Origin of the sequence: Sorangium sp. So ce590, from assembly GCF_051521365.1 — a bacterium.
Classification (GTDB): Bacteria; Myxococcota_A; Polyangia; order Polyangiales; family Polyangiaceae; genus Sorangium.
The window spans coordinates 6,191,858-6,207,266 of the sequence record NZ_CP150346.1 but is presented as its reverse complement, the minus strand read 5'-3'; the positions used below and the strand labels follow the sequence as shown (position 1 = coordinate 6,207,266).

General features: G+C 70.8%; 9 protein-coding genes. 4 read left to right on the top strand and 5 right to left on the bottom strand.

Features of this window, described 5'->3' with window-relative positions; translation table 11 throughout:
- Positions 1–237: 237 nt before the first annotated feature.
- On the bottom strand, positions 238–1,773 hold the full coding sequence (locus WMF28_RS23075; protein WP_437595405.1) for a serine/threonine-protein kinase: 1,536 nt from the start codon (positions 1,771–1,773) through the stop codon (positions 238–240).
- Positions 1,774–1,941: 168 nt separating this feature from the next.
- On the opposite strand from WMF28_RS23075, the gene WMF28_RS23070 reads away from it, so the two are divergent.
- The 4 genes from WMF28_RS23070 (at position 1,942) to WMF28_RS23055 (ending at position 9,668) form a co-directional block, all read left to right on the top strand.
- Entirely contained in the window at positions 1,942–4,590 is a 2,649-nt protein-coding gene (locus tag WMF28_RS23070) for a protein kinase domain-containing protein (protein ID WP_437595404.1), read from the top strand.
- 119 nt (positions 4,591–4,709) lie between these two features.
- The gene (locus tag WMF28_RS23065) at positions 4,710–5,843 is read left to right on the top strand and encodes a serine/threonine-protein kinase (RefSeq protein WP_437595403.1); all 1,134 of its coding nucleotides are present in this window, start codon (positions 4,710–4,712) and stop codon (positions 5,841–5,843) included.
- Between the two features lie 880 nt (positions 5,844–6,723).
- Positions 6,724–8,280, top strand: a complete 1,557-nt coding sequence (locus WMF28_RS23060) for a DUF1592 domain-containing protein (protein ID WP_437595402.1) — start codon at positions 6,724–6,726, stop codon at positions 8,278–8,280.
- 41 nt (positions 8,281–8,321) lie between these two features.
- On the top strand, positions 8,322–9,668 hold the full coding sequence (locus tag WMF28_RS23055; protein ID WP_437604299.1) for a DUF1552 domain-containing protein: 1,347 nt from the start codon (positions 8,322–8,324) through the stop codon (positions 9,666–9,668).
- A 293-nt stretch (positions 9,669–9,961) separates the two neighbouring features.
- On the opposite strand, the gene WMF28_RS23050 is transcribed toward WMF28_RS23055, so the two are convergent.
- The 4 genes from WMF28_RS23050 to WMF28_RS23035 all read right to left on the bottom strand — a co-directional run bounded on the left by WMF28_RS23050 (position 9,962) and on the right by WMF28_RS23035 (position 15,377).
- Positions 9,962–11,323: a DUF1552 domain-containing protein gene (locus tag WMF28_RS23050; protein ID WP_437595401.1), complete on the bottom strand. Its 1,362-nt coding sequence runs from the start codon at positions 11,321–11,323 to the stop codon at positions 9,962–9,964.
- 31 nt (positions 11,324–11,354) lie between these two features.
- A complete protein-coding gene (locus WMF28_RS23045) occupies positions 11,355–12,845 on the bottom strand; it encodes a DUF1592 domain-containing protein (RefSeq protein ID WP_437595399.1) in 1,491 nt (496 codons plus the stop codon).
- A gap of 727 nt (positions 12,846–13,572) precedes the next feature.
- Positions 13,573–13,869 carry a hypothetical protein gene (locus WMF28_RS23040; protein WP_437595398.1) on the bottom strand — a complete coding sequence of 99 codons (297 nt, stop codon included), beginning with the start codon at positions 13,867–13,869 and terminating at the stop codon, positions 13,573–13,575.
- Between the two features lie 38 nt (positions 13,870–13,907).
- Positions 13,908–15,377: a PAS domain-containing protein gene (locus WMF28_RS23035; protein ID WP_437595397.1), complete on the bottom strand. Its 1,470-nt coding sequence runs from the start codon at positions 15,375–15,377 to the stop codon at positions 13,908–13,910.
- Positions 15,378–15,409 lie beyond the last annotated feature (32 nt).

The following is a 15,409-nucleotide window of genomic DNA, read 5'->3' as shown; positions in this document are numbered from 1 at the left end:
CGAGCGCGCCGATTTTGCGGCCCCGGCACCCGGGGTGAGCGAGGCGGGATGCCGCAGTGCGCCCGCCTTGCCTCGCCTTCCGATGCCAAGTTCTCGCCTGCGCCGCGCGATATTCCGCGTTTTGCAGGCGCATGGCGCAAGAACGCCGTTGCAGGAGGCCTCGTCTGGCCGGTCCGGTGGCATCCGCCGGCGTTCGAGGGCGCCGGGCGGCTGGAGCGAGGCAGGACGAGGGCCGCCTCAGAAGCCGATCGTATCCTCGAGCGGCGGGGGCGGGGGCTTCGTCGCCGCCGGGCGGCCGGACGCCGTTTCCCGCGGCGCGACCCGTCCGCGGCCGTCCGCGGCGCCGCGCGGCGTCGCGGACGCGCTGGGCTTCGCCCCCGCCTGCGCGCCTGCCTGGGGCGCCTGCGCGCCTGCCTGGGGCGCCTGCACGCCTGCCACGGCCTCTGCCGTGGCCGCCTTCGCAGGCGCTGCCGTGGTTGCCGTCCCGGGCTCAGCGGGCTCCGCCTGCCCTGGCGCTGCGGCGTTGGCCGGCGCCGCAGCGCCGCCCTGCGCGGCGGGCCCAGCCGGCTGCGCTGCGCCCGGCGCGGCCTGCCGGGCGGCCGGGTCGTCCGAGGAGGGGGATACCTCCACGGTGGGCGACGGCCTCGTCGCCAGGAACACACCCACCGACACGGCCGCCCCCAGGGCGAGCGCCGCCGCCAGGATCGCCGGCGCCCATCTGCGGGACCCGTCCGCCCCCGAGGTCGCCATGCCGGCGAGCGTCCGCCCCGGCGTGCCGGTGGTCGAGAGCCGCGCGCCCGGCGCCGACGGCGCCGGCGTCGGCGCCCCGAACAGCACCGGCTGCGACGCGCTCCCGGGCGCGCCACCGTGGCTCCCCCGATCTCCGCTGGACGAGGGATCGTTCGTGAACGGCGTGCGCGCGAGCCCGAGGACCGCGTGCTCCAGCGCCTCCGCCATCTGCCGCGCCGACCCGAAGCGCGCCGCGGGATCGAGCGCCAGCGCCCTCTTCATCCAGGCGTCGATCGCCGGGGAGAGCTCCGGCCTCAGCGCGCTCGGCGGCGTGAAGATCCCTGTGTGAAGCACCACCGACAGCGCGCCCAGCGTCTCGCCGACGAACGGCACCTGCCCGGTGAGCGCGTGGTACGCGACCACCGCGAGCCCCCAGAGATCGGCGCGGAAATCGACGTGCTTCGCGCTGAGCAGCTGCTCGGGGCTCATGTAGAGCGGCGTGCCGAGCACGCTCCCGGTCGACGTCATGCCGAGGTCGCCCTGGGGCGCGCCCTGGACCCGCTTGGCCACCCCGAAATCGACCACCTTCACGAACACCTCGCCCTCGACGTCGAGCAGGAAGATGTTGTCCGGCTTGATGTCGCGATGGACGATCCCGAGCTGGTGGGCCCGCCCGAGCGCCTTCGCCGTCTGCGCGACGATCCCCGCGACCTCGACGGGCGGGAGCGCGCCGAGCCGCTGGATGCGGCTCTTCAGGTCCTCCCCCTCGAGCAGCTCCATCACGATGTACGGCACGCCCTCCTGCATGACGCCGTGATCGAAGACCTGCGCGACGTGTGGGCTCTTGATCTGCGCGGCCGCCATCGCCTCCCGCCGGAAGCGCTCCACGAAGCCGCTCTGGTCCGCGTAGGCCGGCGACATGAACTTCACCGCCACCTGCGTCCCGAGCGCGAGGTGATCGGCCACCCACACGCTCCCCATCGCCCCCTTCCCGAGCTCGCGCGCCAGCCTGAGCGTGCTCGTCACGTGCTGTCCGGGGTTCATCGGGGGTCCCTCTCCAATCAGCCGAGCCGCCGACCCGAGAAGGCGTCCTGTGCGCGCAGCGCGGTCCTCCGGGCGTCTACGCGCACAGCGTACAACAAACACCCCGAACCGTCACCACCGAGCACGCGGACCGCGGACGTGGCAGGGGCTCTCGGATAAGCTCTCGCCATGCGCGAGGGCACGCTGGTCGCAGGCCGGTTCGAGGTGCACCGCCTTGCCGGCGCCGGCGGGATGGGCACGGTCTACCGGGCGACCGACCAGGTCACCGGCCGCCCCGTGGCGCTCAAGGTCGCGCTCCCGGAGCTCGCGGCCCGCTTCCGGCGCGAGGCGCGCCTGCTCGAGGCCGCGCAGCACCCGCTCATCGTCCAGCACATCGCGCACGGCACGAGCGACGACGGCGCCCTGTGGCTCGCGATGGAGTGGCTCGACGGCATCACGCTCGACGCGCGCCTCCAGGAGGGGCCGCTCCCCGTCGCCGACGCGCTGCTCGTCGCGCACCAGATCGCGGAGGCGCTCGCCGCGGTGCACGCGCTCGGGATCACGCACCGCGATCTCAAGCCGAGCAACGTGCTCCTCCGCGACGGCAGGGTCGACGGCGTTGTCCTGCTCGATTTCGGCGTCGCGCGGGCGGCGGCGTCGACCACCCTCGTCACGGAGGCCAGCTCGCTCGTCGGTTCCCTCGGCTATGTCGCGCCCGAGCAGGCGCGCGGCGACGCCGAGGTCGACGCGCGCGCCGACGTCTTCGCGCTCGGCGTGCTGCTCTTCGAGAGCATCGCCGGGCAGCGCCCCTTCGCGGCCGACGATCCGCTCGCGGAGATGTGCCGCATCCTCCTCGAGGAGGCGCCGCGCCTCGCCGATCGACGCCCCGAGGTGCCGCCCTCGCTCGACGAGCTCGTCGCGCGCCTCCTGGCGAAGGACCCGGCCGCGCGCCCCGAAGGCGGCCGCGCGGCGGCGGCCGCGCTCGCGGAGATGCGCGCCCTGCTCGCGCGCTCGCCCGGCGAGGGCGGGGACGGCGCGCCGGCGTCGGTCACGGGCGACGAGCGGCGGCTCATCAGCGTCGTCCTCGTCGACGTGGGCGCCGCGGACCCCGAGCCGGCGAGCGATCGAGGCGTCGAGCGCGTCGTCGCGGACGTCGCGGAGGCGTTCGGCGGCGAGCGCGTGCGGCTCGCCGGCGGCACGCGGATGGTGCTCCTGTCCTCGCACGCCGACGAGGCGTTCACCGGCCGCGGCGGCTCCGGCCCCATGGTCGCCTTCGACCTCGCGGCGCGCGCGGCGCAGTGCGCCCTCGCGATGAAGGCGCGCCTGCCCGGGCGCCCGGTCGCGCTCGCCACGGGCCGCGCGCAGGTGGGCGAGCGCCTGCCCGCGGGCGACGTGATCGACCGCGCGGTCGCCCGGCTGCGCGAGGCCGGGGGCGACGTGTGCATCGACGAGGTCACGGCGGGGCTCGCGGCCCCGCGCTTCGAGGTGATCGGCGACGGCCCGTCGTTCCTGCTGAAGGGCGAGCGCGACGGCACGGAGCCGGAGCGCACGCTCCTCGGGCGCGTCACCGCGTTCGTCGGGCGCGACCGCGAGCTCGCGATGCTGCGCGGCCTCTTCGAGCAAAGCGCCGACGAGCCCGTGGCGCGCGCCGCGCTGGTGCTCGGCGAGGCCGGCATCGGCAAGACGCGCCTGCGCTGCGAGCTCGTCCGCGTCGTGCGCGAGGTCGACGCGCGCGCGTCGGTCTACGTGGCGCGCGGCGACCCGATCGGCGCGGGGGCGCCGTTCGGCATGCTGGGCGAGATCGTCCTCGCGGCGGCCGGCTGCCTGCCCGGCGAGGCGATCGAGGCCCGGCGCGGCAAGATCCGCGAGCACGTGGCGCGCGCCGTGCCGGCCGCGGACGCGCGGCGCATCGCGTGGTTCCTCGGCGAGATCGCGGGCACGCCGCTCGACGATCCGGATCCGGAGCTCGACGTCGCCCGGGGGGACGCGGTCCTCCTGGGCGAGCAGGCGCGCCGCGCCGTGCTCGACTGGCTCGCCGCGCGGTGCGGCGAGGGGCCGGTCGTCGTGGTGCTCGAGGACATGCACTGGAGCGATCACGCCTCGGTCTCGGTGCTGGACGAGGCGCTGCAGGCGCTCTCGGATCGCCCGCTCCTCGTGCTCGGCTTCGCGCGCCACAGCGTGATGGAGACGTTCCCCGGGCTGTGGGTTCCGCGCGGGGTGCAGCACATCAAGCTCGGCGCGCTCAGCCCGCGGGCGGCCGATCGGCTCGTCCGCAGCGTGTTCGGCGAGGAGCTTGCGCGGTCCGAGGCGGCGCGGCTGGTCGAGCACGCGGACGGCCACCCGTTCTTCCTCGAGGAGCTGATGCGCGCGCGCGCCGAGGGCCGGGGCGACCTGCCGCCCACGGTGGTGGCGCTGATGCACACGCGGATCGAGGCGCTGCCGGCCGAGGCGAGGCGCACGCTGCGCGCGGCGAGCCTGTTCGGCGGCAGCTTCTGGCCGGAGGGCGTGCGGCAGCTGCTCGGCGCCGGCACGTCGGCCGAGTCGCTCGATCGCTGGCTGAAGAGCCTGCTGTCCGAGGAGCTCGTCGCCCGCCGGGGCGTGTCGCGCTACCCGGGGCACGAGGAGCTCACGTTCCGTCACGCCCTCGTGCGCGACGCCGCCTACGGGATGCTCACGGACGGCGATCGCGCCGCCGGCCACCGCGCGGCCGCGCGCTGGCTGCGCTCGGTGGGCGAGACCGACGAGCGGGTGCTGGCCGAGCACGCCGAGCGGGGCGGCGACCCCGAGCGCGTGGGCGGCGGCGGGGCGCTCGCCGCCCGCCGCCCGGCGCAAGCGTGAGAGGGCGGCCGGGAGCAGCCGCAAAAGGATGAAAACGACGAACGAAGGCGACCGCCCGTAAAATGGCCGGGTTGATGGATTTCCATTGACGTGATAACTAACCGTCCAGAGAGTCAAGTATGGATTCGTCTGGTCTGGGCACTGTCGGTCCTTACGAGCTGCTTGTGCAGCTCGCTGTGGGCGGCATGGCCGAGGTCTTCATCGCCCGTCGCGCCCGCGCGGCAGGTGTCGAGGGGGCGGGCGGCGGGAGCGGGGAGAACGCGAAGGCCAGCGCGGAGGCGGAGATCGAGCGCGAGCCGCTCGTCGCGGTGAAGCGGATCCGCGCCGATTTACGGTACGAGTCGGTGTATGCGGCGATGCTCTTCGACGAGGCGGGCATCGCATCGCGCGTCGTGAGCCCGAATTTCGTGCCGGTCCTCGATTGCGGTCTCGGCGAGGGGGGCGCGCCCTACATCGCAATGGAGCTCGTTGTGGGGGTGACGCTGAAGCACCTCACCCGACCTCCGGAGACGATCGGGGTCGGCGACGCGCTCTATCTCATCGCGCAGGCGGCCGAGGGGCTGCATGCGGCGCACGAGGCGCGCGACAGCTCGGGGGAGCTGCTCCAGGTGATCCACCGGGACATCTCGCCGTCGAACGTCCTTGTCGGCGTGGACGGGCGGGCGTCCATCTGCGATCTCGGGCTCGCGTACGCCCTGCGCCGCACGACGCGGACGAAGACCGGGACGGTGAAGGGGAAGCTGAGCTATCTCTCGCCGGAGCAGGCGCACGCGCGGCCGCTGGATCGGCGCTCGGACGTGTTCTCTCTCGGGGTCGTGGCGTGGGAGGTGCTGGCGGGCAGGCGCCTGTTCGTCGGCAGCAGCATGCTGTCGATCCTCCACGCCGTGCTGGAGCGCGAGGTGCCGCCGCTCTCGAGCGAGCGCGAGGGGGTGGGCCAGGCGGTCACGGCCGCCGTGGCGCGGGCGCTCGAGCGCGATCGCGACGCGCGCTGGCCGACGGCGGCGGACTTCGCGCGGGCGCTCCGCGACGCGGCCGAGCGCGAGGGGCACGCGGCGTCGCGCGGGGTCATCGGCGCGCGGGTCGCCGAGATCCTCCCGGTGCCGCTGCGGCCGCTGGCGCCGTCTTATGCCCCCGGCGGGCCGCTCGTCACGCCGGAGATCATCGCCGCCCTGCGGTCGATGCACGAGGCGGGGGTGGTGGGCGAGAGGGAGCCGAGCGGGATGCTGGCGCGGCGGCGACCCTCGCAGGGCTGAGCGCCAGCGGCGGGGCGCGCCGCTTGGCCCGGTCGGCTTCCCGGTCTCCTAGGATGGGCCGCCGCCCTGCGAGCATTTGTGAACGTTCACATGTTTGAGCTCAAACACGATGGACCGCTCGCGGCTGTCCTTGAGCGCGGCTCTGACCGAGCGTCGCCGGAGCGTGCTCCGGACGTCGCGCACGGGAGGCGCCAGCCGTCGATGCGCTGATCGGCATCGAGCTCGTCGGGCCGGCGACGACCTCGGTCCGGCGCCCGCCCCACCTGACGCGGTGCTCCGGAGGAGCCCCGTCAGCCCTGTCCTCCCTCGGGATCGATCAGCCCTGTCCTCCCTCGGGATCGAGGACACGCGAGGGCCGACGGATGGGAGTTGACACCGCCCATGTGATCGTTCACATTGCGATCAGGGGTATCCTTTCGCTGCGCTACGGACGGGTCGTCATGCGCACCGCGACCTTCGTCATCGGGTTGATCTTGGCGCCGGTTCCGTTCGGTCGTCGCGGAAGCGATGCCGCTCGGCGGTGTTCGGCTCCCAGTCAACGAGGTCATGAGAGTCGAATCGGTGCGCCGGGTGGGCGTACAGGGTGGAGGCGGAGCCGAGAGCGAGAGCAGATCCACCGCCACCGTCAAAAGATTCATCGACCGCGACACGGGCGAGGGTAGACACCAGGTCCCGCCTACATTCCACTTATCGTGCCCACAGCGGGCGAAGAGAGAGAACCATGTCAAGGCCCTCAGATCATGAGCGGGCGCGTCCTCTCACAGGCTCTCGGTCAGCTGTTTCTATAGCGTTGATCCTGGCCAGTGGCTGCACGGGAAACCTGGGCGAGACTCGCACCAACGACTCCACTGACGATCCCACGACGAACAATCCCCCCACGGTGGACCCGCGCGCTTGCGAGGACGGCGCGGTGCACCCCGGGCGAGCGCCGCTGCGGCGGCTGACGCGGTTCGAGTACAACAAGACGGTTCGCGACCTCTTCGGTGACACGACCGAGCCAGCCTTTTCGCTGCCGAGCGAGGATGTCGGAAACGGCTTTGGCAATGACGCCGACGCGCTGTCGGTCTCGAGCCTGCTGGCCGAGCAGCTGAGCACCGTCGCGGAGGGCGTCGCCCGGCGCGCGACCGCCACCCGGGAGGCGCTCGCGAAGCTCGCCCCTTGCGCGAGCAATGTGAGCGCGGAGAGCGAGGAAGCGTGCGCGCGCACCATCGTCGAGCGCATCGCGCCGCTCGCTTATCGAAGGCCGCTCGCCGCCGGCGAGGCGGACGAGCTCCTCGCGCTGTACAGCGTCGGGCGGATGGATGCGGCGTTCGATGTCGGCGTCGCGACGATGATCGAGGGGCTGCTTCAATCGCCGGATTTTCTCTACCGCATCGAATGGGGCACATCCGACCCGGAGCGCCCCGAGCTCCGTCGGCCCACGGGCGACGAGATGGCGACGCGGCTCTCGTACCTGTTCTGGGGCACGATGCCGGACGAGGAGCTACGCCTGGCCGCGCAGGCAGGCGAGCTCTCGACGAAGCAAGGCGTGCGCGCGCAAGCCGAGCGCATGCTCGAAGACCCTCGGGCTCGGACCACCATCCGGTTCTTCTTCGACAACCTGCTCCCCATCAGCAACCTCGCGGATCTCGAGCGAAACGCGGAGGCGTTCCCGACCTTCTCTCGAGCGATCGGCGCGCTCATGCGGGAGGAGACGCAGCGGTTCCTCGAGCACGAGATCTTCGAGGGGACCGGCACCTGGGCATCCATCCTGACGGCCCCGTACACGTTCATGAATGGACCGCTCGCGGCGTTCTACGGCGTCTCCGGCGTGACGGGCGACGAGTTCCAGCAGGTGCAGCTCGACACGACCCAGCGCCTCGGGCTCCTCACCCAGGCGGGGGTGATGGCCGGGACGACGCACTCGAACACGACGAACCCCGTGGTCCGCGGCTCGTTCGTGCTCCAGAAGCTGATGTGTGAGAAGATCCCGCTCCCCACCGGCGACATCCTGGAGCGGGTGAAGCCGCCGGATCCGTACACCGGCGCGACGGCGCGGGAGCGCTTCAGCCAGCACAGCCAGGATCCGGTCTGCGTGACGTGCCACCAGTACATGGACCCGGTAGGCTTCACGTTCGAGAACTACGACGCTGTCGGGCTGTTCCGCACGACAGAGAACGACGTCACGATCGACGCGAGCGGCTCGCTCCCGGGCACGCCGGGCGCGGTGAGCGGTCCGACCGAGCTCGTGAAGAAGCTCGCCGAGGCCGAACAGGTGCATGGCTGCTTCGCGACGCGCTGGGCCGAGTACGGCTACGGTCTCACCCTGCGCGCCGAGGACGCTTGCACAAAGCAGGCGATATCGACCGCGTTCAAGGCGTCCGGGTACAACGTGAAGCAGCTCCTCATCGAGCTCACACAGACGGATGCTTTCCACTACATCACGGTTGCCCGCTAGGAGTGATGGTCATGTCCAACTTTCGTTTGAGCCGACGTGCCATGCTGCGCGGTGCTGGCGCCATCGCCATCGCGCTCCCCTGGCTGGAGATCATGGGCCCCGAACGCACGGCGCGCGCGGCCCCCGCCCCCGCCAAGCGTTTCCTCGCCGTCTACACGCCGGGCGGGACGGTGATCGATCGGTGGCGGCCGACCGGCAGCGAGACGAGCTTCACCCTGGGCCCCATCCTGTCGCCGCTCGCGCCGGTGCAGGACCGGCTGCTCGTCGTCGACGGCCTCGACATGAAGAGCGCGCGCGGTGAGCAGCACCAGAGCGGCATCATCGCCTGGCTCACGGGCAGCCTTCAGGAGGGCTCCCCGAACGGCGGTTACGGGAACGGGCCGTCGGTCGATCAGGTGATCGCCTCCCAGATCTCCGCCGGTATCAAGGCGAAGGCGAGCATCCAGATCGCAGTGCGCTGGGCGACGGGCAAGTCCCACGGCCTGCTGTCGCCGATGAACGCCGCGAACTTCGAGAACGCCGCGCCGTTCAAGCCGATCCCGCCGCGCCTCGATCCGATGGAGATCTTCACCGAGCTCTTCGGCTCGCTGGATCCCAGCGCCGGCAACGAAGCCGCCCGCCGCCTCGCGCGAAAGAGATCGATCCTCGACTTCCTCGACGGGCGCTACTCCGCCCTGTCCGCGCGGCTCGGCGCCGCCGACAGGCAGAAGATCGACCAGCACCTGACGAAGATCCGCGAGATCGAGATGAGCCTCGCCAACGTGCCGGTCGAGACGAGCGCGTGCAAGGCGCCGGACAGGGTCGACACGTCCGACTACAACCCGCGCACGGGGCTCAACTCCTCCGACACCGGCTCGATCAAGGACACCTCGACCGACGCGGCGATCCCCAAGGTCGGCAAGCTCATGATGGACATGCTGGTGATGTCGCTCGCCTGCGACATCACCGCGGTCGGCACGCTGCAGTGGAGCGACACCGAGGCGAAGCACACCTTCCCCTGGCTCAACTTGACCGAGCACCACCATTTCTACCAGCACGACGGCGGCTTCAGGCCGGACGAGTGCGCGCGCATTTGCAACTGGTATTCGAAGCAGCACCTCTACCTCCTGCAGGAGATGGAGAAGATCGACATGGGTGGACACTCGCTGCTCGACGAGAGCGTCGTCTTCTTCGGGTCCGAGCTCTCGGATCCGCCGAGTCACACCAAGACGAACATGCCGTTCCTGCTGGCCGGCGGCGGCGGGGGCCTGCGCACCGGGCGCTGGGTCCGGTACCCCAACCGCCCGCACAACGATCTGCTCGTCTCGATATTGAACCTGTTCGGCGACGACCGGACCGCGTTCGGCGACCCGCGCTACTGCACCGGGCCGCTCACGAACCTGACCTAGCCATCCTGAGGGCGGCGCGCCGGCTGGCCCGATATCGACGACGACGGAGGTGTCGGTGGACGAGCAACCGCCGAGGGCGCCGACCGTAGCGACCGCGGTCAAGAGGCTCGTGCCGAGTATCGGGGTCATCGTGCGCTATCGACGCATGCGATGGCTCCGCACGTCGACGTTGATGGGCTGAGCACCCCCGGGGAGCTCCAGGCCCACGTCGACCTCCAGACCACGCCTGACCTTGCGGGCAGGCGTGGGTGAGCGCGGGCGGCGCGGTCCTTCCAGACCTCGCGACGACGCGCTCAGACCTGGATGCCCGCGAGCGGTGACGTGACCCGCCCCGCGTCGAGGCCGATCTCCGTCACCTTCGATCCCATGACCTGGGCGACCGTCAGGAGCGTTTTGCTCAGGTTTTCGCCGGGGTAGTTGTTGTGCTGGTCGCCGCGCAGCCGCCCTCCGGCCTTCCCGGCGAAGATCACCGGCCATTCCGCCGTCGTGTGCGTCTTGCCCCAGGCGATGTCGGACGTGATGTACACGAGGGAGCTGTCGAGCAGGTTCGAGCTGCCATGTGGCGTATTCTTGAGCTTCGTCAAGAACTCGTTCAGGCAGCGCATCGTGTAGATCACGCCCTTGTCGACGCGAGGCTGACCCGCTTGATCTCCGGCATCCCCGTGACAGATGGTGTCGTGAAAGTCATCGTTCATGTCCGGCGCGAGGTGCCGGTAGTAGATGTGCGCGGCGGGCAGCGAGTACATGAACGAGAGCACGCGGGTCCTCTCGCAGGCGAGCGCGAGCGCCGAGAGCTCGACCATGGCGGTGTTCACCTGCGGGGGCGCTTCGCTCTGCGCATCCTTGCCGGTGGTGGGGGCCGTCGGGCTGCTGCACGCGGACGGCGAGCCGCCGCCGGGCGCCGTCGTCTCGAGGCGCCGCTCGATGGCGCGGATCGACTCGAGGTGCTGCTCCACGCGCTGCTTGTCGGCCGCCCCGAGCCGCTGCTGCAGGCTCGCGCCGTCTCGCAGGATCGAGTCGAGCACGCTCTTCCGGACGTTCGCGAGCTTCGTCGCCTGGTCCGCTTCGTCGTCGTTGGGCGTCGGCGTGCCGCCCATGAACAATCGATTGAACACGGCTTTTGGTTCGAACTCCGGGTTGCTGCGCGAGTTCGGCCCCCTGTGCGAGACCGTATGCAGCGAGTCCTGAGGGCCGTTCGGTGTCGCCGGCGTCACCCCCACCTCGAGAGAGCGGTACGGTACCCCCGCAGAGATGGCGTCCGCGACGATCTGGTCGATGGATGCGGCCCGCACGGCGTTCCCGCTGAGCGGCGCGCCGGTCGTGGCCCCCGCCGACCCGGTGGGGTGCGGCTCGCCGGAGGTGACGAGCTTGTTCTCGAGGCCGCTGATCACCGTGAGATGAGACTTGTGCTCCGCGAGCGGCTGGAGCTGGGGACTGAGCTCCCAGGCCGAGCCGGAGCCCGTGCGCGCCGGCTTCCAGCGGCCGGGCAGCGTACCGTTCCCGAAGAACCACGTGACGTAGAGCGGCGAGACCGGGGTGTTCGACTGAGCGAGCGCCGTGCCGCTCTGGTTCAGCATGATCTCCAGCAGCGGGAGCGGGATCGTGACGGCGGCGCCCGTCGCCAGCATGCCCCGGAGAACAGTTCGTCGGTTCAAGGCTTTGGTCGTCATGGGGTACACCGTTCGACTAGGGTTGCGGGGCGACGGCCGAAAAGGCTTCGTTCGTCACGACGTCGAGGACCAGCTCGCGCAGCTGGAGCCCCGACGCCTCGAACGAAGCGACAAGCGTGTTCAGCACGCTGCCGTCCACGGCTCGCTCCTCGTGGCCTGCTGCATACGAGTAGTACTTGCGGACGAGGCATCGCGCGACCTCGTCGCTCGCGCCGACGGTCATGCCGAGCTCGCGCGCGTCGGCGACCGGCGCCCCGTCGAAGTCGCCGCTGGAGTCGATCGGCAAGCCGTGGTCGGTCGTGCGGTAACGGCCGATCGCGTCGAACGTCTCGAGCGGCAGGCCCAGCGGGTCCATGTAGGCATGACAGGCGGCGCAGGCAGGCGCGGTCCGGTGGGCCTCGAGCCGCTGACGTTTCGTGAGGGGCCTGTCCGCAGGCGGCTCCGGGAGCTCGAGAGCGACGTTGCCGGGGGGCGGCCGCACGGGCGTGCACATGAGGGCGTCACGCATGAACTTGCCGCGCAACGTGGGCGACCCCTCTTTCTGGTTGGCGAACTGCGACAGGAAGCCGGCCTTGCCCAGGATCCCGACCCGCGGGCCGTCCGCTGGCAACGAGCGAACCTCGAAGGTGCTCGAGCTCAGGCCGGTCGCGTCGACGCCGTAGAGCTCGGCGAGCTCCGTGTTGACGACGACCTTCGTGGTCGAGAACAGGTCGAGCGCGCTCGCTTGATCGTCGAACGCGAGGACCTCCCAGGTGCCCCGCATATCGCGAACCATCGCCGCTTTCAGCGCGGCGCCGTACTCCGGAAATAGCTCCGCGTCTTTCGCCTGCGTGCCGATTCGATCGAGCCGCATGTACTCTTCGGCGAAGGCGCCGATGGCCTCGCGTCCGGCGGGCGCGTCGAGCAGCCGCGTCGCCGCGGCACGGACGCCCTCCACCGTCGCGAGCATCCCGCTCGCGGCCTGGTCGAGCAGCTCCTCGTCCGGCAGGCTGTTCCACACGAGAAACGCGAGCCGAGACGCCATCTCGTAGCCCGTCAAGCGAAGCGACCCATCGGCGCTCGGAGCTCCGAGCTCCGGGCGATACAGAAAGTTCGGCGACGAGAAGAGTGCCACCGTCGCCCAGCGGGCCCCCTCGACGGCGCTGCCGAGCTCGGTCGCGGCCTCGCTGGCCACCGCCGCGAGACTGTCGACCTCTGCTGTCTCGAGCGGGCGCCGCCACGCTCGAAGCCCTAGCACCTGGATGAAGCCGCGTACGCAAGCGTCGTCTTGCGCGCCGCTGGGCGTGCAACCGATGAACTGGTCCCGCTTCGCCGAATCGGAGAACACCGCGTCCACGGCGCTCTCGATGGCCGTGTGGTACTGCTCGACGCCTCGTTCCGAAGTCACGACCGTCGAGGCGCCGATGACCGCAAAGTTTCCGTTCCAGCTGTCGGCGTCGAGCGCGTCGAGATGGACCTCCACGCCGAACACGTCGCGCACGGCGTTGCGGAATTGCGTTCTCGTCAAACGACGCAGCATCCCGGCCGCGGGTTGGAACGCCGGAGGGGCCGAGCCCGTCGACGATCCATCGCTTTCGGCGGAGGATCCCCCAGTGCCATCCGACGAATCACCCAGCGTGCCCGTGCACGCGGCCGCGAACGCGAGCGCACAAACGGCGGCGACTTCTCTTGAGGAACGGAGCTTGTGCCAGGACGGCTTCTTCATCTTGCTCTCCGATACTGCGAGGGGTGACGACGCACGGGTACCCACATCTGGCGACGGTGCCTGAGAGCAACTGCTCGCACTGCGAAGCCCATCGCGCCCGGCGTGACCTTGGCAAACGCAAACATCATCCATCAGCGATCACTTCCGCGCCGGTGCAAAACTCGACCAGAGTTGATCAGATGACGACGGTATCGGTGCGCCTGACGATTCATCCAGGGCAAAGCAAAAGGTTACGATACATGATGATTGTGAACGTTCACATTATCGTGGTCAATCCAGATCGACCGGCGGATGAGTATTCTCGAGCCCGAGGGGGCAAACGGTGTCGGCGCAGATCGCTCCCTGGCCCAGGGACGACCGGCCCGGGTACACGCGACGGCCTCCTCCAGCGCAAAGCCAAAGAATACCCCTGAAGGGTATTGTGAACGCTCACAATTGCAAATGTCAACCACCAAGGACGGGCGCGCCGCTGTCCTCGATCCCGACGGATGACCAGGCTGGCGGGACCACGCCGGAATCGCCTACGCGCTCATCGGCGCCGGGAGACCGCGGCGGTGCTCTTGCGCCGAAGCCGCTCGGCCTCGACCACGACGCGCGAGCAGGAGCGGCGGCCGCTCTCGATCTGCTCGAGCAGCAGGTGGAGGCAGCTGCGCCCTAGCTCGGAGAAATCCTGGCGGAGGTGACCCGGGTCGAGGCGATGGCGGGTCGCGGCCGCCGCGCCGCGGTGCTGGTCGACGGCGACCACCGGGACCGAATCGTCCGGCCCACGTTCATCATCATCGGCGCCGTGATCGTCGTCGCAGTGATCCTCGACCAGATCGTGCACAGGGTCTCAGTCACTTGACCATGCAGCCGGGGCGCGCTTCACCGGGCAACGCGCGGGCGCTCTCTGGGCCGGAGCGCGTGGGCGATGCCGCTCTGCAAGGTGCCCAGCGTGATGATGCCGGTGAGGTCCGCGCCGAGCTCGGTCAGGGCCCTCGCCACCTCGGGGCAGATGCCCGTGAGCACCACGCGCGCGCCGAGCATCTGGGCGGCGCGTGCCGTCCGCGTCAGCGCATCGGCGACGAGCGCGTCGACAGCGCGCACGCCGGTGATGTCCAGGATCGCGGTGTGGGCGCGCTGGCTGCTGATCCCGGCGAGCAGCGTCTCCATGATCTGCGCCGCGCGCGCGTCGTCCATCGTCCCGACGAGCGGCATGGCCAGGACGCCGTCGGCGAGCGGGATGAGCGGCGTCGACAGCTCCCGGAGCGCCTCCTGCTGCGCGGCGATGATCTGCTCCTGCAGCGCGGCCCGCTCCGCCTCCGCGCGCCTCAGGTCGGTGTCCTCTCGCACGACGCCGCCGACGCCGACCGTCTCGCCGCGCTCGTTGCGAATCGGGAATTTGACCGTGAAGAAATAATTGTTCTGGCTGCCGTAGTCCAGGACCTCCTCGTACCGCATGGCCCGGCCGCTCGCGAGCACCTCCCGTTCCTTCGCCACGATCCGGTCGGCGACGCCGGGCGGCGTGGCGCCGAGCTCATGCTCGTCCTTGCCGAGGAACTCGATGGCGTGCCGGCCGAGAGCCCGCGTATAATGGCGGTTGAGGAACACGTAGCGCCCCTCCGCGTCCTTGATGAACATGACGTTCGGCGAGTTGTCCATGAGCTGCAGGAGCATCTGATGGCGTTCGTGCAGCAGGCGCGCTCTCCGCCGCGGATCGTCGCCTTCATCCACGATGGCCGCGATCTCTCGGACGTCGCCTCGCTCATCGCGCAGCACGGCGTAGGTCCACCGGCAGGTGATCGCGTTTCCCTCTCTCGTCCTGCCCGCGCTCGTGATCGTCGCGAAGAGGCTCTCGCCAGGATCGTGGTTGAACGCCTGCACCTCCTGGGGCGACACCGGATCCGCGGCCACGAGCTCGAAGAGCCGGCAGCCCACGGCCTCGCCCTCGCTCCAACCAAAGAGGCACCCGGCGGCGTCGTTCCAGCGCGTCACGGTGCCATCCAGGCGCCAGTGGATCAGTGCGGGCACTTGCGTGGCACCCCGCGCGAACGGAGGGTCGAGGTACGCCGCTGCCGCGCTGACCAACGCTCTCTCGCGCCCGAGCTCGCCGCGCCGACTGGCCAGCTCATTCTCCAGCTCCTCGACGCGCGCGCGCAGCGCCCCGCACTCTGCCTTGTAGTCAATGTCGTCGTCGATGTGCATGGAGATCCCACCCGGCGCGGGGATCCCGTCGAGCTGGCGATGCCCGCCCGCCGTGCTCCCTGCTTCCGAGTCGTGGTCCCCTCCGGACGCCCCGTCCGCGTCCGCGCGCCCGCACGGTCCGGATGTCCGCTCGCCCCTGTCGCGACTCATGCTCGCTCCTCCGCGCGCTGATCCAAAAGCGC